Here is a 20,112-nt window from a genome sequence, read left to right on the forward strand (position 1 = left end):
GAGTATTATTTTTGAAAATCAAATTATTAATCTAATTTGCTACACTTAATAGAGTGTTAAATGTTAAATTTTGATGTTTTATTAGTTTTATTAACCAAATACCGCATAGATTACATGAGAAAGAACTTTACTTTAGTATTAATTTTATCCTTCATTTTTGCTGGATATGCCCAAAAAGAACAAATCAAAGAGGCGCAATTAGAGTTTAAGAACGGAAACTCTCAGGGAGCATTATCTATTTTAAAAAAATCGCAATATTTAATAAATAACGCTATTGCCGATGATAAGTCAGAGTTTTATAAACTAAAAGCTGAAATTTATAAAAGTTTAGCGGATCAAAAAATTGAACCAGCTACAAACCTTTCTGCTGCAGTAGCTACTTATAAGGAACTGATTGAGGAGGAAGACCGTATTGAAACCTATAAATACTCTGTTAAAGCCCGCGAAGCAATTAAGTTAATTAAAGATCAGGTTCAAGGTAATGCTATTGCTGATTTAAAAGTAAATAACTATGGTGAAGGAGCGAAAAAAATGTACTCTTTGTATGAGATAGACAAAAAAGATACGCTTAACTTATACCTTTCTACTTCTTATTTTATGAAGGTAAATGATTATGACTCTGCCTTACGAAATTATAAAGAGTTAAATAAACTCAATTATACGGGTAGAGTTATGGAATATTATGCTGTTAATAAAAAATCTAAAGTTGAAGAATTGTATTTAACAGCAGCCGATAGAGACACAAATGTAAAAGCAGGAATTGCAGAAAACCCTAGAAATGTTATGGCTGCTTCTAAGAAAAGTGAGATTCTTTTAAATATGGGTTTTATTTACAGAGAAAAAAAAGATTTAGCTGCAGCCGAAAACTGTTACAAGCAGCTCATTGCTTATAGTCCTAATTCAGTTGATGGATATTTAGAAATGGCTTATTTAAGTTTAGACAAGAAAAAAGTAATTAGCGAGCAAATGAGTGTATTAGGAACTTCTAAAGAAGAAATGCTTACCTATGATAATTTAAAAGTTAAAATGGATGATATTGTAAAAGGCGCTATTAAGTATCTTGAAAAAGCTAATGCCTTACAGCCTAGTGATAAAACGGTTTCTGATTTGTTATTAAAATTATACCGATCCATGGATTTAATTGCGGAATATAATGCTTTAAAAGCCAAAACAAATTAACAAATTCTAAATAAATCTATTATAGCCCTGTAAAATAATTTACAGGGTTTTTTGTATTATACCATATCATTAGGTTGTACCCAATTATCAAAATCCTCTGGTGTTACATATCCTAGACGTTCTGCTTCGTATTTTAAAGTGGTACCATTTTTATGAGCATTTTGAGCTATTTCTGCTGATTTATAATATCCTATTTTGGGGTTCAAGGCAGTGACTAACATTAATGAGTTATCCAGTAGCTCTTTAATTCTAGTATGATTTGGTTCTATTCCTTGGGCACAATGAAGATCAAATGACAAGCATGCATCACCAAGAAGTCTTGCTGATTGTAAAAAATTGGATGCTATAAGTGGTTTAAATACATTCAATTCATAATGTCCTTGCATTCCACCTACAGTAATTGCGACATCATTTCCTATTACTTGTGCACATACCATGGTCAATGCTTCACATTGCGTTGGATTTATTTTGCCAGGCATTATAGATGAACCAGGTTCGTTTTCAGGAATGAGGATTTCATTAATTCCAGATCGTGGTCCAGAGGACAGCATGCGGATATCATTTGCAATTTTATTTAGAGAAACGGCCAATTGTTTTAAAGCGCCATGACTCTCAACAATAGCGTCATGAGCAGCTAAGGCTTCAAACTTATTTTCGGCAGTAATAAATGGGTGTCCGGTAAACTCAGCAATGTATTGAGCAACTTTCACGGCATATCCTTTTGGAGCGTTCAAACCTGTTCCTACAGCAGTCCCTCCAAGTGCTATTTCAGATAAATGTGGTAGTGAATTTTTTAAAGCTTTCAAACCATAACTCAATTGGGCTACATATCCTGATATTTCTTGTCCTAGTGTTATAGGCGTAGCATCCATCATGTGTGTACGACCTATTTTTACAACATTATTAAATTTAATTGCTTTTTTATGTAGTGTATCTCTTAATTTTTCAATATTTGGAATAGTACTTTCAACTATTATTTTGTAGGCAGCAATGTGCATTGCCGTTGGAAATGTATCGTTTGATGATTGTGATTTATTTACGTCATCATTTGCATTAATAAATTGATTTTCACCTATTTCTAAACCTTTAAGAATTTGAACTCTATTTGCAATAACTTCATTTACATTCATATTGCTTTGAGTTCCTGACCCAGTTTGCCAAATGACTAGTGGAAACTGATCGTTAAGCTTTCCCTCTAAAATTTCATTACAAACCAGAGCAATGCAATCTCGTTTTTCCTCTGATAGAATTTTTAAATCACAATTGGTGTATGCAGCCGCTTTTTTTAAGTATGCAAAACCATATATGATTTCTTTTGGCATAGATGCTGGTTCACCAATTTGGAAGTTATTTCTAGAACGTTCTGTTTGTGCTCCCCAATATTTATCTATTGGTACACGTACTTCGCCTAATGTATCTTTTTCTATTCTATACTTCATTTTAAATGGAATTATTAATTGGAGGGAAATGGTTACTAATTCATAAAATTATTAGGGATCACTATTTGATCTATAGATTTTCGTAGTTCTGTAATTTAAGAATAATTAATATTATAACAAGCAGATGCTTAGTTTTTGTGTTTTTTTATTGCTACCAAAAATAATTAGAGTTATATTTGTGGCTACATTCAAAATTCCGGAAAACATGTTTGAATTTTCACAGTATTTAGGCTTTTTACTTTTCTTAACCATCCTAACAATGGGATTTTGGTTAATGTTTTTTCTAGTTGGTTTCGTATCCTATTGGGTTGGCGGTGCAAGTTGGGAAGCATACAAAGAAAAGAAAGCAAAAAAGAAGCAAGAGCAATCAGTTTAAGCTTTTTAGATTTATAAAAGAACTCATTTTTATGAGTTCTTTTTTTTTGATTTAAATGTATAAAAAAAGGACTCATTTTACATGAGTCCTTTTCTTTTATCCTTGATAATCTCCTTCGTTATCATTTTGCATTTTACGAGTTGGTTTTTCTCTTTCGTTTTTAGGTTTGTTAAAACGATATGTAAATGATACGTTTATCTGTCTCACTCTCCACTGCATTTCACTGTAAGAATTTGCAAATTGCGGCAAGAACGTTTCCATGATTCTTTTTCTAGAATTAAAAACGTCACTTACGTTAAAGGATACAGTTCCTTTATCTTTCATTACATCTTTACTAAATGCTAAGTTTGCTGCAAATACACCCAAACTTCTTCCTTGTGCATTATCTTGAGGGCCATTATATGTGGCATTTGTTTGCCAGTCAATTTTGTATGGCAATGTTATTTTTGAGGTGATTCTAGTAAACCAAGAAGTAGCAATGTTATTAAAATCTTGTATTACTTTTTCGTTTTTAAAATTGGTGTACTCGTTTATTCCTTGCGTTTCATTTCTAAAGAAATTAAAGTTACCGTTCAATTTCCACCATTTGTAAGGAGAATAGTTAAGTGTGAATTCAAAACCAGCTCTGTATTCTGTAGCTAAATTAATAGGCGAGCTAATTGTAATAGGAATTCCATTTACAAAATCTCCAGATTCTCTTCTAGCAAATTGAAAAACATCAGTTGTTTTGTTTACATATAAAGATGTGTTAAAAGTTAGTTTTTCCCATCTTCTGATGTATCCAAAATCAATAGCATCTGTAAAAGCAGGATCTAAATCTGGATTACCCACAAAGATGTTGATGTTACTAGATAAGTTGCTGAATGGGTTTAACATTCTTCCTCTTGGTCTTTGTATTCTTCGGCTATAGCTTACAGATGCGCTACTTGCATCAGAGATTTCATAAGTAAAGAAAGCACTCGGGAAAAAGTTATTGTACTTTTTAGTATTAAAATCGTTAGTAGCAAGCTGATTTATATTGATATTTGAATCTTCAAAACGCAAACCAAAAAGTGCTGAAAATTTTGATTTTTTAAAACCATATTGCGTGTATAAGGCATTTACCTTCTCTTTGTATTCTAATGTGTTTGTAAAGTTATTATTGATTACACCATTATTGTCAACTCTAAAATCTGTTAGTAGTTCTAAGAATTCTCCACGATATCCAGCTTCAAATTGACTTGATTTACCAAAAGGAAGTACATAATCTAACTGAACTAAATTACGGTTTTGTGACTGATTGTTACGGGTAATATCTAGTTGTGTCGTATTAGAATTGCTACGATTATCAGTAATTAATGCATCATTAAATTCATCGCTAATAGAAAAAGATCCATCAACTGTAAGTTTGTGACCATCTTTTTTGAATTTCTTGATATAATTTGTAGCAAATTCAACATTCTCACTGTCGCTATTTTCTAAATTGATACGAGTTCTTCTATAATCAAAACTGCGATCAGCATTAATGTAATCTTGAAAAACGTTGTCAATATTGTTACCGTTACTTTTTCTATAATTAATACTGTTGGTCCATGAAGCGGTTTCACTTAAATACCATTCCATTCCAAAATTACCGTTGTATCCTTTACTGAATCGGTCATTTTCACGAGATTCATTTACGGCATTAGTAACTTCATTATTATCATTTAGATAATCAGTATTGGTAAAAGCATTTCCTGGATTGTTACGATCATTGTAACCTTGAGTTGTAAAAAGATTAAAGTTTTTTGATTTGTAGTTTAAGGTTCCACTCAAACCATAATTTTCAGGATAACCAGTAGACGCAATTATAGTTCCATTCAAACCTTGATTTTTTCCTTTTTTAAGGATAATGTTTAGTAAACCTCCACCACCTTCCGCATCATATCGTGCAGATGGATTTGTGATTACTTCTACTTTTTCAATGGCATCAGCTGGAATTAGTCGTAATGCTTCAGAGATATTAATTGCGTTTGAGGGTCTACCATCAATTAAAACTCTTACGTTGTCATTTCCTCTTAAACTCACATTTCCTTCAACATCTACAGACACTGACGGGATGTTATCTAATACATCACTTACGGTTCCACCTTTTACCATAAGATCACTACCAACATTGTAAACTTTTTTGTCAAGTTTGATTTCAACGGTAGTTTTCTCTGCTCTTACAATAACTTCATTCAATTGTGCCGCATCTTCTTCTAATCCTATAACTCCAAGATTAGTACTTTTTGTTAAGTTTTTTTGTTTGATATCATTTCCTTTAAAAGATATAAACTCAATTTTGATGTCATACGTACCCGGTTTTACCTCAACATCAAAATCTCCAGTTGCATTAGTAATTCCTCCGGCTACGGGTTTTGGATTATTAGGTAATGAAAAAGTGATGGTTGCATACTCTAATGGTTGTTTGCTTATTTTTTCAATAACTTTTCCAGTTATTTTAATTTTAGGAATTCCTCCACCGGGTTGCGCAAATCCTGTTATTGCTATTAAAAAAAAGGCAAGAATTAAAAAAGGTTTGATTAATTTCATTATTGTTTACTTTAGTTTTTTTCATTAGACGCACAAACCTTGAATTAGTTTAATAGGGTAAATCATAAATAAATGTTAAGACTGAGATTTGTCTATTTCAAAAATTTCTCTACAGATTCAGAATCTCTTCCTATTATTGCTTTTTCACCATCAATTACAATTGGTCTTTGCATTAAAATTGGATTTTCGGCAATAATATTTAATATTTCTTGATCATTTAAGATTTTGTTTTTAAAGTTTTCTATCCAAAGTTTTTCTTTTGTGCGTACTAAATCCATTGGTTTTATGTTTAGTTTGCTTACAATTGTTGTTAATTCGTCAATAGATAAGGCGTGAAGCAAGTAGAGTTTAATTTCAAATTCTTTATTAGTAGTTTTGATTTGTGCCAAACATGCTCTTGATTTTCCGCAACGTGGATTGTGATAGATTTGAATCATTTTTTTCATTTAAGATTATTATGTAACAAAAATAGTGTTTGTTGAACTAATAATATGAAAACATAATTTCAGAAAAACATGTACATAGCCCAAGGTTTTAAGTCAGGAAATACTTTTTGGAAATATATTCAAGGATCCGTTTTACTAATTCTTGCTTCTATTGTTGGACAATTGTTTTTTACAGCTTTTGTAGTTATAGACTCTTTGTCTTCTGGGAAACAGTTTCAACCCGCAGCTTTGAATATGATGACCTACTTTGATTCTAATACTACATTGTTTTTTTTATTATCAACCTTTGTGTTTGTATTGGCTGCTCTTTTTTTTATTGTGAAATTATTACACCATCAAACTATACTATCTGTAACAACTTCAAGGGAAAAAGTTGATTGGAGCAGGGTAATTACTGCTTTTGGTATTTGGTCAGTATTTACGATTGGTTCAACACTCATTATGTATTTTGCTAATCCTTCTAATTTTGAAATTAATTTTAAACCCATCCCATTTTTAATTCTAACATTAATAGGAGTAATAATGATTCCTTTGCAAACCAGTGCCGAAGAATATATATTTAGAGGTTATTTAATGCAGGGTTTTGCTGTGCTTGCTCGTAATAAATGGTTTCCGTTATTAATGACTTCATTCATCTTTGGAGGATTGCATTTTTTTAATCCCGAAGTAGAAAAAATGGGTCCTATAATTATGATTTATTATATGGGAACCGGATTATTTTTAGGTATTTTGACACTCATGGATGAGGGCATGGAACTTGCCCTTGGTTTTCATGCTGCTAATAATACAATTGGGGCATTATTAATCACTTCTGATTGGACTGCCTTTCAAACGAATTCTATTTTAAAGGATATTTCTAATCCATCTGCTGGAATTGATGTCATTTTACCGGTTTTTATTATTTATCCAATACTTTTACTTATCTTTAGTAAGAAATACCAATGGACCAATTGGAAAGAAAAATTGACCGGCAGGATTCCATCGGTTTAGATTTTAATTTGTAAATATAACAATCATGACCACTACCGTAACCTACCAAAACGTGCATAACTTGTTTAAATTAAATGGTTTTCACCTTGATCGTGATGATTTATGCAGAGTTGCATATAGTTTTATCAAAGAAGGCGAGGCGTATGAAAAAGCAGTAGGAGATTTTATTTTAGATTGGTTTGATTCTAAACCTTATCTTATGCTAAATACCTCTGGAACTACTGGAAAACCGAAGTTTATTCGTATTGAGAAACAAGCTATGGTAAATTCGGCTTTAGCTACTGGAGATTTTTTTGATTTGAATCCAGGAGACAAAGCTTTACATTGTTTGTCTACACAGTTTATAGCAGGTAAAATGATGTTTGTTCGAGGTTTTATTTTAGGTCTTGATCTTGATTTTGTTGCTCCAAGCGCAGAACCACTTCTAAGAAATACTAAAAAATATGATTTTGTAGCTATGGTTCCTCTACAAGCTCAAAATTCAATAAAGGCATTGCAGAATGTGAAAAAAATGATTGTTGGTGGTGCAAAAATGGACAAGGTTCTTGAAAATGAGTTGTCAAAAGTTTCCACAAAAGTGTATGAAACCTATGGCATGACTGAGACAATTACGCATATAGCAGCTAAAAAAGTTAGTGAAGATTTCTTTTCGGTATTACCAAACATTAAAATCTCCCAAGATGACCGAAATTGCTTGGTGATTGATGCACCTTTAATTTCTAATGAATCGATTGTTACGAATGATTTGGTAGAAATTAATGATGACAATCAATTTGTTTTCTTAGGTAGAGTAGATAATGTAATTAATAGTGGCGGTATAAAATTGATTCCTGAAAAAATTGAACAAAAATTATCCGTTAAAATAAAGGAAAGATTTTTTGTCTCCAGTATCAAAGATCTTGAACTTGGAGAGAAATTAATTTTAGTTATAGAAGGAGAAAATCAGTTGTTGCCCGATGATTTTTTTGATGAATTAGACAAATATGAAAAACCTAAAGGTGTTTTTTATGTCCCAAAATTTTTAGAAACAGAAAATGGTAAATTAAGACGAGCTGACATTGTAAATACTTTATAATCGAGTTACACTAAATAAAAAAGCATCCTAAAATATATTTTCAGGATGCTTTTTTATAAATGGTAAGAATGTTATACTTGGATAACGCCTAAATTGAATTTCTTTTCAATAGGAGCGTGGTTTGCCGCCTCAATCCCCATAGAGATCCAAGTTCTTGTTTCTAATGGATCAATAATAGCATCAGTCCATAATCTTGAGGCTGCATAATAAGGAGACACTTGTTCGTCGTATCTTGCTTTTATTTTATCAAATAACTCTTTTTCTTTGATTTCATCAACTACTTCTCCTTTTGCCTTGAGCGATGAAGCCTCTATTTGTGCAAGTACTTTTGCAGCTTGCGTTCCGCCCATAACGGCTAATTCAGCACTTGGCCAAGCAAAAATTAATCTAGGATCATACGCTTTACCACACATGGCATAATTTCCAGCTCCATATGAATTACCAACAATTACAGTAAATTTTGGTACCACAGAGTTGGACACTGCATTTACTAACTTGGCACCATCTTTTATAATTCCGCCATGTTCAGATTTTGATCCCACCATAAAACCAGTTACATCTTGAATAAAAACTAATGGGATTTTTTTCTGGTTGCAATTGGCAATAAATCGAGTGGCTTTATCAGCACTATCCGAATAGATTACGCCTCCAAATTGCATTTCTCCGTTTTTAGTTTTAACAACTTTTCTTTGATTCGCAATGATTCCTACGGCCCAACCATCAATTCTAGCATAACCAGTAATTATTGTTTGTCCATAACCATCTTTGTAGGTGTCAAATTCAGAGTTGTCTATTAATCTGTTAATGATGTCCATCATGTCATATTGTTCGCTACGAGCTTTTGGCAATATTCCATACATTTCATTTTCATCAAATTTTGGTTTTTCAGCTTTTATACGGTTGTATCCAGCTTTGTCAAAATCGCCTATTTTGTCAACAATATTTTTTATACGATCAAGTGCGTCTTTGTCATCTTTCGCTTTATAATCAGTCACTCCAGAAATTTCGCAATGGGTTGTGGCTCCGCCAAGAGTTTCATTATCAATACTTTCTCCAATTGCTGCTTTTACCAAGTAACTACCCGCTAGGAAAATACTACCTGTTTTGTCCACAATCATGGCCTCGTCACTCATGATAGGTAAGTACGCGCCACCTGCTACACAACTACCCATTACAGCGGCAATTTGGGTAATACCCATGCTGCTCATTTGTGCGTTATTTCTAAAAATACGACCAAAATGTTCTTTGTCAGGGAAAATTTCATCTTGTAATGGTAAATAAACTCCAGCACTATCTACTAAATAAATAATAGGCAATCTATTTTCCATTGCAATTTCTTGCGCTCGAAGGTTCTTTTTAGCAGTTATAGGAAACCAAGCACCTGCTTTAACGGTAGCATCATTTGCAACTACAATACATTGTTTGCCTCGGATATAACCTATTTTTACAACAACTCCACCAGAAGGGCAGCCACCGTGTTCAGCATACATTCCTTCTCCAACAAAAGCGCCAATTTCTATACTTTTAGCCTTTGCGTCTAGTAAATAATCTATTCGTTCACGGGCAGTCATTTTGCCCTCACTATGTAATTTTTGAATGCGTTTTTCTCCACCTCCTAATTTTACGGCACTTAATTTTTGACGTAATGCAGAGAGTAGAAGTTTATTGTGGTCTTCATTTTTATTGAAGTTCAAATCCATGATTTATTAGATTAAAAAGTTTGTGCTAAAATACAAATTACTACAAAAATACGTTTATTATTTTGTCTAGTAAAATCAAAAAAATGTTTTTATTTTGGTTTTAAATAAAAAAACAGAAGCGAACTTCTGTTTTTTTTATGAATATGATAAAAATTATGTCTTTATTTTTTTGACTCGTTGACTAGTCTTTTTAAAATAGCCCATTGTTTTAAGGCATCACGAGCTTCAACAGCTGGATACCCTAACATTGTTTTTCCAGCGGCTATATCACCTGTAACACCAGATCCTGCGCCTACAATAGCACCATCTCCTATAGTTGTATGGTCTTTTATCGATGCGCTTCCACCAATTATTACGCCGTTACCTAATGTTACTGAACCCGCAAGCCCGCTATTGCCTGCCATAATACAAAATTTACCTAATTTGCTGTTATGACCTATTTGTACAAGGTTGTCAATTTTACAGCCGTCACCTAGTACTGTTGAACTAAATTTGCCTCTATCTACGCAAGAATTGGCACCAATTTCAACATTATTACCAATGATTACATTACCTATTTGAGGGATTTTAACCAATCCGCGTTGAGGATCAGGTCTAAAGCCAAAGCCATCTGCGCCAATTGTTGCATTGGGATGTATGATGCAATCATTACCAACATGACAGCGTTCTCTGATCACGGTACCAGACCAAATAACAGTATTCTTACCAATAGTACATTCATCTAGAATAGTCACATTAGGATATATAGTACTGTTATCACCTATTACTACATTAGGACCCACATAGCATCCTGCACCAATCTGCACACCATTGCAAATTTTTGCACTAGCATCAATCACGGCTGTGGGATGAATGGCTGTATTGAATAGTGGAGTAGGTGGAGCAAAAAGTTCAAGAACTTGAGACATGGCTAAATCGGCATTCTTTACTTTAATAAAAGCGCGATTATCTCCTGGTTCGATGCCAATATCTTCGTTTACAACAGCAGCACAAGCCTTTGAGGGAGCCCAAAATTTTTCGTATTTTTTGTTTCCTATAAATGAAATCTCCGTAGTGCTTGCAGCTTCTAATTGTTCAGGAGCAGTAATACTTGTTAGGGTTGACCCAACGATTTCTCCGTTAAGAATTTCGTTTATTTCGTTAATTGTATAGGATTTCATTGAAAAATAGGATTTTTTGAGTTATATTTTTCAAATTAAAGAATTTACCCGTAGTTATCCTAATTAATACTCCATTTTAGTTCTACCAATTTTTTTTTGTTTTTCTTCAAATAAATGTAATGTAATCGGAAGTTTGTGCTTTGTTACGATTGCTTTACCATCAATTTTTCCAGGTAACCATTTTGGACTTTTTACTAATGTCTTGATCACTGCTAAATCAATTTCTTTATTCACACTTTTTATTACTTCAAAATGATTTAAAGAACCATCCAATTCTACAGAAAATTCAATTATAACTTGGCCAAAACTATTATTTGGTTTTTTAAAATCAGAGGCAATGAAATCATGAAAAGCTTTTTCTCCTCCAGGGAATTCTGGTTTTACGTAGTAAGGAAAAAACGCAATTTCTATTCCATTTTCATCAAAACATTTTCCATCAACAAAGGAACCATTTAGGAAGTTTTCGATTCGCTTTACTTTTCCAGATTCATAGTAACGTGTTTGTGGACCTTCTTGTTTTCCTTTTACATAAATCGCTAAATACTCCTTTTTTCCGTTTGCATACCATCTTTCAGACGTACCATCAATTTGCCTTTTTTTATAGTTAGAATAGTTATCCTTAGAGTAAATGGTGTCATTTATATAAAAAGTAGTTCGGATTGTAGCTTTATCTTTTTGCTCATAAATACTGTAATATTTTGCTGTCTCTGCGTTTGGAAGTTCTTTAAAATCCTCAGTAAAATAAATTTTGTTTTGTGCAAAAACGTGAAAAGATATCAATAAAATAAGTGATGTAAAAAAGGTTTTCATTAGTGAAGTTTTTTTTAAATCAAAATTAATAAAAAAATCCTACACAAAATAGAATTGTGTAGGATTTTATCTTTTATGATTCTTTTTGTCCCATCATCATCAGATAGGCTTTTAAGAATTCGTCTATTTCACCATTCATTACTCCATCAACGTTGCTGGTCTCATAGCCTGTTCGAACGTCTTTAACGAGCTTGTAAGGTTGCATTACGTAATTGCGTATTTGTGAACCCCATTCAATTTTCATTTTTCCAGCTTCAATATCAGCGCGTTGTGCTTGCTTCTTTTTAAGTTCAATTTCATATAATTGCGAACGTAACATTTGCATGGCTCGTTGCCTATTGTCTTGTTGCGAACGGGTTTCAGAGCATTGAATTTGAATTCCGGTAGGTTTATGAAACAGCTGTACTTTAGTTTCTACCTTGTTGACATTTTGTCCACCTGCACCACTAGAGCGTGAGGTAGTAATTTCGATATCTGCAGGGTTAATTTCAATTTCTATACTGTCATCAACTAAGGGGTAAACATATACTGAAACAAAAGAGGTATGTCTTTTAGCATTACTATCAAAAGGCGAAATACGCACCAATCGATGTACGCCGTTTTCTCCTTTTAGATATCCAAAAGAATAATCTCCTTCAAACTCAAGAGTTACCGTTTTTATTCCAGCAGCATCTCCTTTTTGAAAGTTCAATTCTTTAATTTTATAACCGTATTTTTCGCCCCACATCATGTACATTCTCATGAGCATTTCGGCCCAATCACAACTTTCTGTTCCACCTGCGCCAGCTGTAATTTGTACTACAGCACTAAGTGTGTCACCTTCATCAGAGAGCATGTTTTTAAATTCAATAGCTTCAATGTGATTATTAGTAGCATTGAATTGTGTGTCAAGTTCATCGGGTGTAAGGTCACCTTCTTTATAAAATTCGTAGGCAAGTTCCAATTCGTCTGTCATTTCAACAGCTTTATTGTAATCTTCTATCCACTTTTTTTTATTTCGAAGATTTTTCACTAGTAGTTCTGCCTCTTTTGGACTGTTCCAAAAATCAGGGGCAAAGGTTTTTTCTTCTTCGTTTGAAATCTCAATTAATTTGGCATCAACGTCAAAGATACCTCCTCAACGCACCAAGGCGCTCCACAATACCTTTTATTTGTTCGGTAGTTGTCATAAGTTAGTTTTTATTTTTTAGAAATCGTTTTGTAATATTCCTTTTGTTCAATTGTTTTAGTTTTAACGGAACTTTTTGCAATATACAAACCGTATTATGTAAATTTGTGCTGCAAAAATAGAAATTTTTTACAAAGGGACAATTCGCGAACCATTCGCACTGAAAATAAACAACAATATGGAAATAAATTTAATTAGTGATACAATAACAAAACCATCTCGTGAAATGCTTGTGCACATGCTTAATGCAGTTGTAGGTGATGACGTATATAAGCAAGATCCCACTGTTATTGAACTCGAGTCGAGGGTAGCTCAAATGTTTGGCATGGAGGCAGGGCTTTTTTTTCCATCGGGAACAATGGCCAATCAAACTGCAATTAAGCTTCATACTCAGCCAGGGGAACAATTAATAGCTGATAAATATGCACACGTATACCATTATGAAGGAGGCGGTGTTTCCTTTAATAGTGGCGTTTCTTGTTGTCTACTAGATGGAAATCGAGGCATGATTACTGCTGACCAAGTTGCTGCAGCTATCAATGATCCAGAGTTTTATCACAGTCCATTAACAAGTTTAGTATGTGTTGAAAACACAACAAACAAAGGTGGTGGTGCTTGCTATGAACTGGAAGATTTACAAAAAATTAAAGCAGTTTGTGATGCACATCATTTAAAATTTCACTTAGACGGAGCTCGTATATGGAATGCTTTGGTTGCTAAAAATCAAGATCCTAAAGCGTACGGTAAAATTTTTGACACCATTTCAGTATGTTTGTCAAAAGGTTTAGGTGCTCCTATTGGTTCTGTTCTATTGGGGGATAAAGAAACAATTCACAGAGCATTGCGTATTCGAAAAATACTTGGAGGCGGAATGCGTCAAGTAGGTTATCTAGCGGCAGCAGGTTTATATGCTCTTGAAAATAATATCACGAGGTTAGCGGAGGATCATCGCCGGGCAAAGGAAATTGCCGAAGTGCTCAAGAAAACAAGTTGGGTAGCATCTGTAGAACCAGTGGAGACTAATATTTTAATATTTTCTTTGGTTCCAAATTGTATTGAGAAGAATCTTATTGAGCTTTTAAAGCAAAAAAATATCTTTATCAGTTCTATGGGACACGGAAAATTGAGAATTGTCACGCATCTGGATTATAAAGAAGTGATGCATACGTATGTTCTTGAAACGCTGCAGAAATTAGTATAAATTAAAGTATAAGTTTTGAATTATGAGTTTTGACAATTTAAAAACTCATAATTCATAAACTCATAATTACTGATTACTTAAACAAATTATCCATTCCAGGAATCATTGGCATGTCCATTTTTGCTACTGCATCAAGTTCAGCTTCGTTTGTTTTTGTAGCCTTTTCAATGGCTTTATTTAAAACTAAAATTAAATAATCTTCTAATTGTTCTTTATCTTCAAGTAAAGCGTTGTCAATTTGTATTGATTTTAAAGCTCTATTAGCAGTTAGAGTTACTTTTAATAAGCCATCAGTGCTTTGTTCATCAATAAGAATAGTATCTAATCTTTTCTTAGTATCTTCTATTTTTTGTTGGGTTTCTTTTAATTTACCCATCATGCCCATTAAATCCATGTTGAAATTATTTTAAGTTTTAAATACAAAATTACTACATTAGTGTTTCAATTCAATAAAAGAATCATGAAAAATAAAGCTTTACTAAGTTGTCTTTGTCTTATTTTTGCACTTTCAATAACAAAAATAAACGCACAGCAAATGTCCGAAAATATAAAAGCACCTTTAGCAAAAATAATTCCAACCGTTTTAGAGAAACACGGAGATACTCGTGTGGATAATTATTTTTGGTTAAACAAAAGAGAAAATCCAGAGGTTATTGATTACTTAAATAAAGAAAACAGTTACTACGAAGCTATGACTGCGGATACCAAGGGTTTTCAGAAAGAATTGTATGAGGAAATGAAATCTCGTATTAAGGAAGATGATGAATCAGTACCTTACTTATATAATGGATATTACTACATTACTCGTTTTGAAACAGGAAAAGATTATCCTATTTACTCTAGAAAAAAAGGAAGTTTAACTGCTGCCGAAGAAATTCTTTTTAACTGTAATGATTTAGCTAAAGGGCATTCTTATTTTCAATTGGGTGGATTAAGTGTAAGTCCAGATAACAAGTTTGCTAGTTTTGGTGTTGATACCATTGGAAGACGTATTTATACCATTCAAGTAAAAAATTTAGAAACAGGTGAAATCCTTTCTGATAAAATAGAAAATGCAACTGGTAGTTCTGTGTGGGCCAATGACAATAAAACGATTTTTTATACCAAACAAGATGAAGTTACACTGCGTTCTGATAAAGTATTCAAGCATAAATTAAATACAAGCTCGGATCAAGATGTACTGGTGTTTTTTGAAAAAGATGATACTTTTAACGTATCCGTTGGGAAAGAAAAATCAAAAAAATATATTGTAATAGGATCGGGGAGTACCTTGACTACCGAGTATAGAATCTTAAATTCAGAAACTCCTGATGCTGAATTTAAGGTTTTTCAACCTAGAGTTCGTGGTTTAGAGTATAGTATTTCACATTTTGGAGATTCGTTTTATATTTTGACCAATAAAGACAAAGCAACAAACTTTAAGTTGATGAAAACTCCTGAAAGCGCTACTGCAAAAGCGAATTGGGTCGATGTCATTGCGCATAGAGATGATGTTTTGCTGGAAGATATTGAAATTTTTAGAAATTATTTAGTAGTTGAAGAACGTTCTAATGGTTTAAACCACATTCGCATCAAGCCGTGGAGTGGTGAGGGAGAATATTATCTGCCTTTTGGTAGTGAAACTTACAATGCCTACACTACTACAAATGTAGATTTTGATACTGATATTTTGCGTTACAGCTATCAATCCTTGGCAACACCATCTTCTGTAATTGACTTTAATATGAAGACCAAAGAAAAAGAGGTTAAGAAGGAGCAACAAGTTCTAGGTGGAAAATTTGATAAAAACAATTACACAGAGGAGCGTGTTTGGGCCACAGCAACTGATGGGACTAAGGTGCCAATTTCAATGGTTTATAAAAAAGGTTTGAAAAAGGATGGTACTAATCCGGTGTTACTTTATGCGTATGGTTCTTATGGCGTGACTATGGATACTTACTTTTCATCAACACGTTTATCTATTTTAGACAGAGGTTTTGTTTTTGCCATTGCGCACATTCGTGGTGGCGAAGATTTAGGAAGACAATGGTACGAAGACGGGAAATTGCTTAAAAAGAAAAATACTTTTACCGATTTTATTGATTGTTCCAAGTATTTAATTCAAGAAAAATATACTTCTCCACAACATTTGTATGCCGAAGGCGGATCAGCAGGTGGATTGTTGATGGGAGCAGTAGTAAATATGGCACCAGAATTATACCATGGAGTGATTGCTCAAGTGCCATTTGTAGATGTTATTTCAACTATGCTTGATGATACCATTCCTTTAACAACGGGTGAATATGACGAGTGGGGTAATCCAAATGAAAAAAAATATTACAAATACATGTTGTCTTATTCTCCTTATGATAACGTAAAAGCACAAAAATATCCTAATATGTATGTTTCTACAGGCTTGCATGACTCACAAGTACAATATTGGGAGCCAGCAAAGTGGGTTGCAAAGCTGCGTACGCTAAAAACTAACGATACGGTGTTGTATTTAAATACAAACATGGATGCAGGGCATGGCGGGGCTTCAGGTAGGTTTGAGGCTTTAAAGGAATTAGCAAAGGAGTATAGTTTTTTATTAGATTTAGAAAAAATTAAAAACTAATTAGAATATTTTTGTTAAATTTGCACTGTTCGTAGTTGAATTAAAATTTGCTGCGACTAACTATTTTTTTATGAAAAAAGAGATATCTGCTTATAATAATGTCTTAGAATTAATAGGTAATACTCCACTTATTAAGCTAAATAAAGTTACTGAAGATTTAGTTGGAAATTTTTACGCAAAAGTAGAAGCTTTTAATCCAGGACATTCCTCTAAAGATAGAATTGCATTATATATTATTGAAGAAGCTGAAAAAAGAGGCATTTTATCACCTGGTGATACTATAATTGAAACTACATCTGGTAATACTGGGTTTAGTTTGGCTATGGTAAGTATTATCAAAGGGTACAATTGTATACTAGCAGTAAGCTCAAAGTCATCAAAAGATAAAATTGATATGTTGCGTAGCTTAGGTGCAAAGGTTTATGTTTGTCCAGCTCACGTATCTGCAGATGATGAACGTTCCTACTATAACGTAGCTAAGCGTTTACATGAAGAAACCAAGGGTTCGGTTTATATTAACCAGTACTTCAATCAGTTGAATATTGATGCACATTACAATTCTACAGGTCCAGAAATTTGGAAACAAACTAATGGCGCCATTACACATCTTGTAGCATGTAGTGGAACTGGTGGAACTATTTCGGGAACTGCAAAATACCTAAAAGAGCAAAATCCTAATATTAAAATTTTAGGTGTTGATGCTTTTGGTTCAGTGTTGAAAAAATACCATGAAACTAGAGAGTTTGATAACGAAGAAATTTATCCATACAGAATTGAAGGATTAGGTAAAAATCTAATTCCATCTGCAACCGACTTTGATATTATAGATAAGTTCATGAAGGTGACAGATGAGGAAAGTGCTCACACTGCCAGAGAAATTACTAAAAAAGAGGGTTTATTTGTGGGATATACTTCTGGAGCAGTAATGCAAGCAATTAAGCAATACGCAGAAGAGGGAGAGTTTGACGAAAATAGTAATGTAATAGCAATTTTTCCTGATCACGGTTCTCGTTACATGAGTAAAGTTTTTAGTGATGACTGGATGAACGAGCAAGGCTTTTTTGACAGTATCAATGAAGAAGAAGTTCAAAAAATTGAATTCATAAAATAGATTATCTTACTATATAATCATATAAAACTCCAGAATTTTTCTGGAGTTTTTTTTGCTATGTTTTTAAATTATTAATGTTGTGCATAGACAAAAAAAAACTCCTGATTGCTCAAGAGTTTTTAGGTTTTTAAGAAAGGAATTATTCTTCCATAGTATGATACACGTTCATCACGTCATCATCCTCTTCAATTTTTTCAATTAATTTTTCAACATCAGCCATTTCTGCTTCGGTTAGCTTTTTTGTAATTTGAGGGATACGTTCAAAACCTGATGATAAAATTTCAATGCCTCGACTTTCAAGTTCTTTTTGAATGGTTCCAAAACTACCAAAAGGAGCATAAATTAAAATTCCATCTTCATCAGCAAAAATTTCTTCGGCACCAAAGTCGATAAACTCTAACTCAAGTTCTTCTATATCTTGATTGTTATTTGGAATTCTAAAATTACAAGTATGATCAAACATAAACTCAACAGACCCTTGAGTACCCATAGTACCATTGCATTTGTTGAAATAACTTCTAATGTTTGCAACAGTTCTATTGTTATTATCAGTAGCAGTTTCAATTAAAATTGCAATTCCGTGTGGCGCGTAGCCTTCAAACAATTGTTCTTTGTAATTTGCTGTATCTTTGTCAGTAGCTTTTTTTATAGCACGCTCCACATTTTCTTTAGGCATATTTACTGCCTTAGAGTTTTGGATTACGGCTCTTAGTCTCGAGTTGGCCTCAGGATTGGGACCACCTTCTTTAACAGCCATTACAATATCCTTACCTATTCTGGTAAATGCTTTGGCCATTGCTGACCAACGTTTCATTTTTCTTCCTTTTCTAAACTCAAACGCTCTTCCCATTACTATTTGTTATTTTGAACTGCAAAAATACAATAATTATGCAGGTTTAAAAATCATTTTATTTCTTATAAAAAGGCAATTTTACCACCTTAGCTAATACATCATTTTTTCTAATACGAATAAAAATATCGCTATCTAGTGCGCTATTGGCAACTGTAACGTAACCCATTCCAATTCCTTTGTTCATTGACGGAGACATGGTTCCAGAGGTTACAATTCCTATCACACTTCCAGATGCATCTACAATTTCGTAATCATGTCTTGGCACTGCTCGCTCTTGCATTTCAAATGCAACTAACTTTTTAGTTACTCCAGTTTCTTTTTGTTTATTTAAGTTCTCGGCATTTGTAAAATCCTTAGTGAATTTAGTAATCCAACCCAAACCAGCTTCTAACGGAGATGTGGTATCATTGATATCATTACCGTATAAGCAAAAGCCCATTTCTAAACGTAAAGTATCACGAGCCGCAAGTCCTATAGGTTTAATGCCAAAAGGAGCGCCAGCTTCAAAAACCTTATTCCATATTTGTTCTACCTCATCGTTCTTACAATAAATCTCAAAACCACCTGAGCCAGTATAACCCGTTGCAGATATAATTACGTTTTCAATTCCAGCAAAATCACCTACCTCAAAATGGTAATACGCAATGGCTGATAAATCTTTTGAAGTTAAGGATTGCATTGCTTCAACCGCTTTTGGTCCTTGAATGGCAAGTAAAGAATAATCATCCGAAATGTTTTTCATATCTACACCCAAATCATTTTGGGCTGAAATCCAGTTCCAATCTTTTTCAATATTCGAAGCGTTAACAACCAGTAAATATTGCTCTTCTTTCATTTTATAAACTAGCAAATCATCTACAATACCGCCGTCTTGATTTGGCAAACATGAATATTGTGCTTTGCCAATTGTTAAAGTCGATGCATCATTTGAGGTTACTTTTTGTATCAAAGCCAATGCATTTGGTCCTGTAAGCAAGAATTCTCCCATGTGAGAAACATCAAAAACTCCTACTGCATTACGAACCGTTTCATGTTCTGCATTGACTCCTTCGTATGAAATTGGCATGTTGTATCCAGCAAACGGTAGCATTTTTGCTCCCAAACTCTCGTGTATGTGCGTTAGCGCAGTATTTTTCATGGTGTTTTGATATAAAATTTAAAGTCGCTAATTTATTGATTTTATTTTGGCTTACAAAGGCTGTGTGAGCAAAGTTTCAAACGTTTTCGGTATTTTTTAGTTTGTTTAAAAAAATAATTTTAAGGAGCTATTTCCTGCTATTCGCTTTATCTTTATTTACGAGTTACAGCCATTAAAATGGTTGTAACTCGTAAATAAAGGATACCGCTGCTTTCAGGGCTATCAAACTTACTATATTGATGAATGTTTTTCTAAATAAATAGATTACAACGGATATTAAGTTGATAAACCCCATTTACGTTTCACTTAAAAAAAAC

General features: G+C 33.2%; 17 protein-coding genes. 7 read left to right on the forward strand and 10 right to left on the reverse strand.

What is annotated here, in order from left to right; genetic code table 11:
- The first annotated feature begins 60 nt into the window (after window positions 1-60).
- A complete protein-coding gene (locus tag FPG59_RS06465) occupies window positions 61-1,179 on the forward strand; it encodes a hypothetical protein (RefSeq protein WP_086453806.1) in 1,119 nt (372 codons plus the stop codon).
- 56 nt (window positions 1,180-1,235) lie between these two features.
- Here the strand turns inward: FPG59_RS06465 and fumC are convergent, their stop codons facing one another.
- Window positions 1,236-2,618, reverse strand: a complete 1,383-nt coding sequence (gene fumC, locus FPG59_RS06470) for a class II fumarate hydratase (RefSeq protein WP_086453807.1) — start codon at window positions 2,616-2,618, stop codon at window positions 1,236-1,238.
- Between the two features lie 178 nt (window positions 2,619-2,796).
- On the opposite strand from fumC, the gene FPG59_RS16535 reads away from it, so the two are divergent.
- Window positions 2,797-2,994, forward strand: a complete 198-nt coding sequence (locus tag FPG59_RS16535) for a hypothetical protein (RefSeq protein WP_176330701.1) — start codon at window positions 2,797-2,799, stop codon at window positions 2,992-2,994.
- 96 nt (window positions 2,995-3,090) lie between these two features.
- Here the strand turns inward: FPG59_RS16535 and FPG59_RS06480 are convergent, their stop codons facing one another.
- Together FPG59_RS06480 and FPG59_RS06485 are read right to left on the reverse strand one after the other, a co-directional pair.
- Complete coding sequence (locus FPG59_RS06480; protein ID WP_086453808.1) at window positions 3,091-5,547, reverse strand: outer membrane beta-barrel family protein; 2,457 nt, start codon at window positions 5,545-5,547, stop codon at window positions 3,091-3,093.
- Between the two features lie 92 nt (window positions 5,548-5,639).
- On the reverse strand, window positions 5,640-5,984 hold the full coding sequence (locus tag FPG59_RS06485; RefSeq protein ID WP_086453822.1) for an ArsC/Spx/MgsR family protein: 345 nt from the start codon (window positions 5,982-5,984) through the stop codon (window positions 5,640-5,642).
- Between the two features lie 78 nt (window positions 5,985-6,062).
- Here FPG59_RS06485 and FPG59_RS06490 point away from each other — a divergent pair, with 78 nt between their 5' ends.
- Complete coding sequence (locus tag FPG59_RS06490; RefSeq protein ID WP_086453809.1) at window positions 6,063-6,983, forward strand: CPBP family intramembrane glutamic endopeptidase; 921 nt, start codon at window positions 6,063-6,065, stop codon at window positions 6,981-6,983.
- A gap of 25 nt (window positions 6,984-7,008) precedes the next feature.
- Window positions 7,009-8,058, forward strand: coding sequence for an AMP-binding protein (locus tag FPG59_RS06495; RefSeq protein WP_086453810.1), 1,050 nt, complete (start codon window positions 7,009-7,011; stop codon window positions 8,056-8,058).
- A 71-nt stretch (window positions 8,059-8,129) separates the two neighbouring features.
- Here FPG59_RS06495 and FPG59_RS06500 read toward each other — a convergent pair whose 3' ends face one another.
- From FPG59_RS06500 to prfB, 4 genes are all read right to left on the reverse strand, one after another.
- Window positions 8,130-9,758: an acyl-CoA carboxylase subunit beta gene (locus FPG59_RS06500; RefSeq protein WP_086453811.1), complete on the reverse strand. Its 1,629-nt coding sequence runs from the start codon at window positions 9,756-9,758 to the stop codon at window positions 8,130-8,132.
- Window positions 9,759-9,919: 161 nt separating this feature from the next.
- Window positions 9,920-10,918 carry a UDP-3-O-(3-hydroxymyristoyl)glucosamine N-acyltransferase gene (lpxD, locus tag FPG59_RS06505; RefSeq protein WP_086453812.1) on the reverse strand — a complete coding sequence of 333 codons (999 nt, stop codon included), beginning with the start codon at window positions 10,916-10,918 and terminating at the stop codon, window positions 9,920-9,922.
- A 63-nt stretch (window positions 10,919-10,981) separates the two neighbouring features.
- Window positions 10,982-11,728: an energy transducer TonB gene (locus FPG59_RS06510; protein WP_086453813.1), complete on the reverse strand. Its 747-nt coding sequence runs from the start codon at window positions 11,726-11,728 to the stop codon at window positions 10,982-10,984.
- A gap of 73 nt (window positions 11,729-11,801) precedes the next feature.
- A protein-coding gene (gene prfB / locus FPG59_RS06515; protein ID WP_140344599.1) for a peptide chain release factor 2 occupies window positions 11,802-12,897 on the reverse strand; the annotation gives its coding sequence in 2 pieces (ribosomal slippage) (window positions 11,802-12,833 and window positions 12,835-12,897; 1,095 coding nt in all).
- A gap of 177 nt (window positions 12,898-13,074) precedes the next feature.
- Here prfB and FPG59_RS06520 point away from each other — a divergent pair.
- On the forward strand, window positions 13,075-14,097 hold the full coding sequence (locus tag FPG59_RS06520) for a low specificity L-threonine aldolase (RefSeq protein ID WP_086453815.1): 1,023 nt from the start codon (window positions 13,075-13,077) through the stop codon (window positions 14,095-14,097).
- Between the two features lie 73 nt (window positions 14,098-14,170).
- On the opposite strand, the gene FPG59_RS06525 is transcribed toward FPG59_RS06520, so the two are convergent.
- The gene (locus tag FPG59_RS06525) at window positions 14,171-14,491 is read right to left on the reverse strand and encodes a YbaB/EbfC family nucleoid-associated protein (RefSeq protein ID WP_086453816.1); all 321 of its coding nucleotides are present in this window, start codon (window positions 14,489-14,491) and stop codon (window positions 14,171-14,173) included.
- Window positions 14,492-14,632: 141 nt separating this feature from the next.
- Here FPG59_RS06525 and FPG59_RS06530 point away from each other — a divergent pair, with 141 nt between their 5' ends.
- Window positions 14,633-16,693 (forward strand): S9 family peptidase, encoded by a 2,061-nt coding sequence (locus FPG59_RS06530; protein WP_086453817.1) that lies wholly within the window; start codon window positions 14,633-14,635, stop codon window positions 16,691-16,693.
- Window positions 16,694-16,763: 70 nt separating this feature from the next.
- Complete coding sequence (locus tag FPG59_RS06535) at window positions 16,764-17,804, forward strand: PLP-dependent cysteine synthase family protein (RefSeq protein WP_086453818.1); 1,041 nt, start codon at window positions 16,764-16,766, stop codon at window positions 17,802-17,804.
- A 139-nt stretch (window positions 17,805-17,943) separates the two neighbouring features.
- On the opposite strand, the gene FPG59_RS06540 is transcribed toward FPG59_RS06535, so the two are convergent.
- Window positions 17,944-18,654 carry a YebC/PmpR family DNA-binding transcriptional regulator gene (locus tag FPG59_RS06540; RefSeq protein WP_086453819.1) on the reverse strand — a complete coding sequence of 237 codons (711 nt, stop codon included), beginning with the start codon at window positions 18,652-18,654 and terminating at the stop codon, window positions 17,944-17,946.
- A 58-nt stretch (window positions 18,655-18,712) separates the two neighbouring features.
- Entirely contained in the window at window positions 18,713-19,795 is a 1,083-nt protein-coding gene (gene gcvT, locus FPG59_RS06545; protein ID WP_086453820.1) for a glycine cleavage system aminomethyltransferase GcvT, read from the reverse strand.
- Window positions 19,796-20,112 lie beyond the last annotated feature (317 nt).

This window comes from Flavobacterium sp. FPG59, assembly GCF_002150205.1.
GTDB lineage: Bacteria > Bacteroidota > Bacteroidia > Flavobacteriales > Flavobacteriaceae > Flavobacterium.

Excerpts from the sequence above, each read along its gene's own strand:
- gcvT (WP_086453820.1), bottom strand. The coding sequence starts at position 19,795 with ATGAAAAATACTGCGCTAACGCACATACACGAGAGTTTGGGAGCAAAA.
- FPG59_RS06465 (WP_086453806.1), top strand. The coding sequence starts at position 61 with ATGTTAAATTTTGATGTTTTATTAGTTTTATTAACCAAATACCGCATA.
- FPG59_RS06535 (WP_086453818.1), top strand. The coding sequence starts at position 16,764 with ATGAAAAAAGAGATATCTGCTTATAATAATGTCTTAGAATTAATAGGT.
- FPG59_RS06540 (WP_086453819.1), bottom strand. The coding sequence starts at position 18,654 with ATGGGAAGAGCGTTTGAGTTTAGAAAAGGAAGAAAAATGAAACGTTGG.
- FPG59_RS06495 (WP_086453810.1), top strand. The coding sequence starts at position 7,009 with ATGACCACTACCGTAACCTACCAAAACGTGCATAACTTGTTTAAATTA.
- FPG59_RS06510 (WP_086453813.1), bottom strand. The coding sequence starts at position 11,728 with ATGAAAACCTTTTTTACATCACTTATTTTATTGATATCTTTTCACGTT.
- fumC (WP_086453807.1), bottom strand. The coding sequence starts at position 2,618 with ATGAAGTATAGAATAGAAAAAGATACATTAGGCGAAGTACGTGTACCA.
- lpxD (WP_086453812.1), bottom strand. The coding sequence starts at position 10,918 with ATGAAATCCTATACAATTAACGAAATAAACGAAATTCTTAACGGAGAA.
- FPG59_RS06530 (WP_086453817.1), top strand. The coding sequence starts at position 14,633 with ATGTCCGAAAATATAAAAGCACCTTTAGCAAAAATAATTCCAACCGTT.
- FPG59_RS06500 (WP_086453811.1), bottom strand. The coding sequence starts at position 9,758 with ATGGATTTGAACTTCAATAAAAATGAAGACCACAATAAACTTCTACTC.
- FPG59_RS06480 (WP_086453808.1), bottom strand. The coding sequence starts at position 5,547 with ATGAAATTAATCAAACCTTTTTTAATTCTTGCCTTTTTTTTAATAGCA.
- FPG59_RS06490 (WP_086453809.1), top strand. The coding sequence starts at position 6,063 with ATGTACATAGCCCAAGGTTTTAAGTCAGGAAATACTTTTTGGAAATAT.
- FPG59_RS06485 (WP_086453822.1), bottom strand. The coding sequence starts at position 5,984 with ATGATTCAAATCTATCACAATCCACGTTGCGGAAAATCAAGAGCATGT.
- FPG59_RS06525 (WP_086453816.1), bottom strand. The coding sequence starts at position 14,491 with ATGGATTTAATGGGCATGATGGGTAAATTAAAAGAAACCCAACAAAAA.
- FPG59_RS06520 (WP_086453815.1), top strand. The coding sequence starts at position 13,075 with ATGGAAATAAATTTAATTAGTGATACAATAACAAAACCATCTCGTGAA.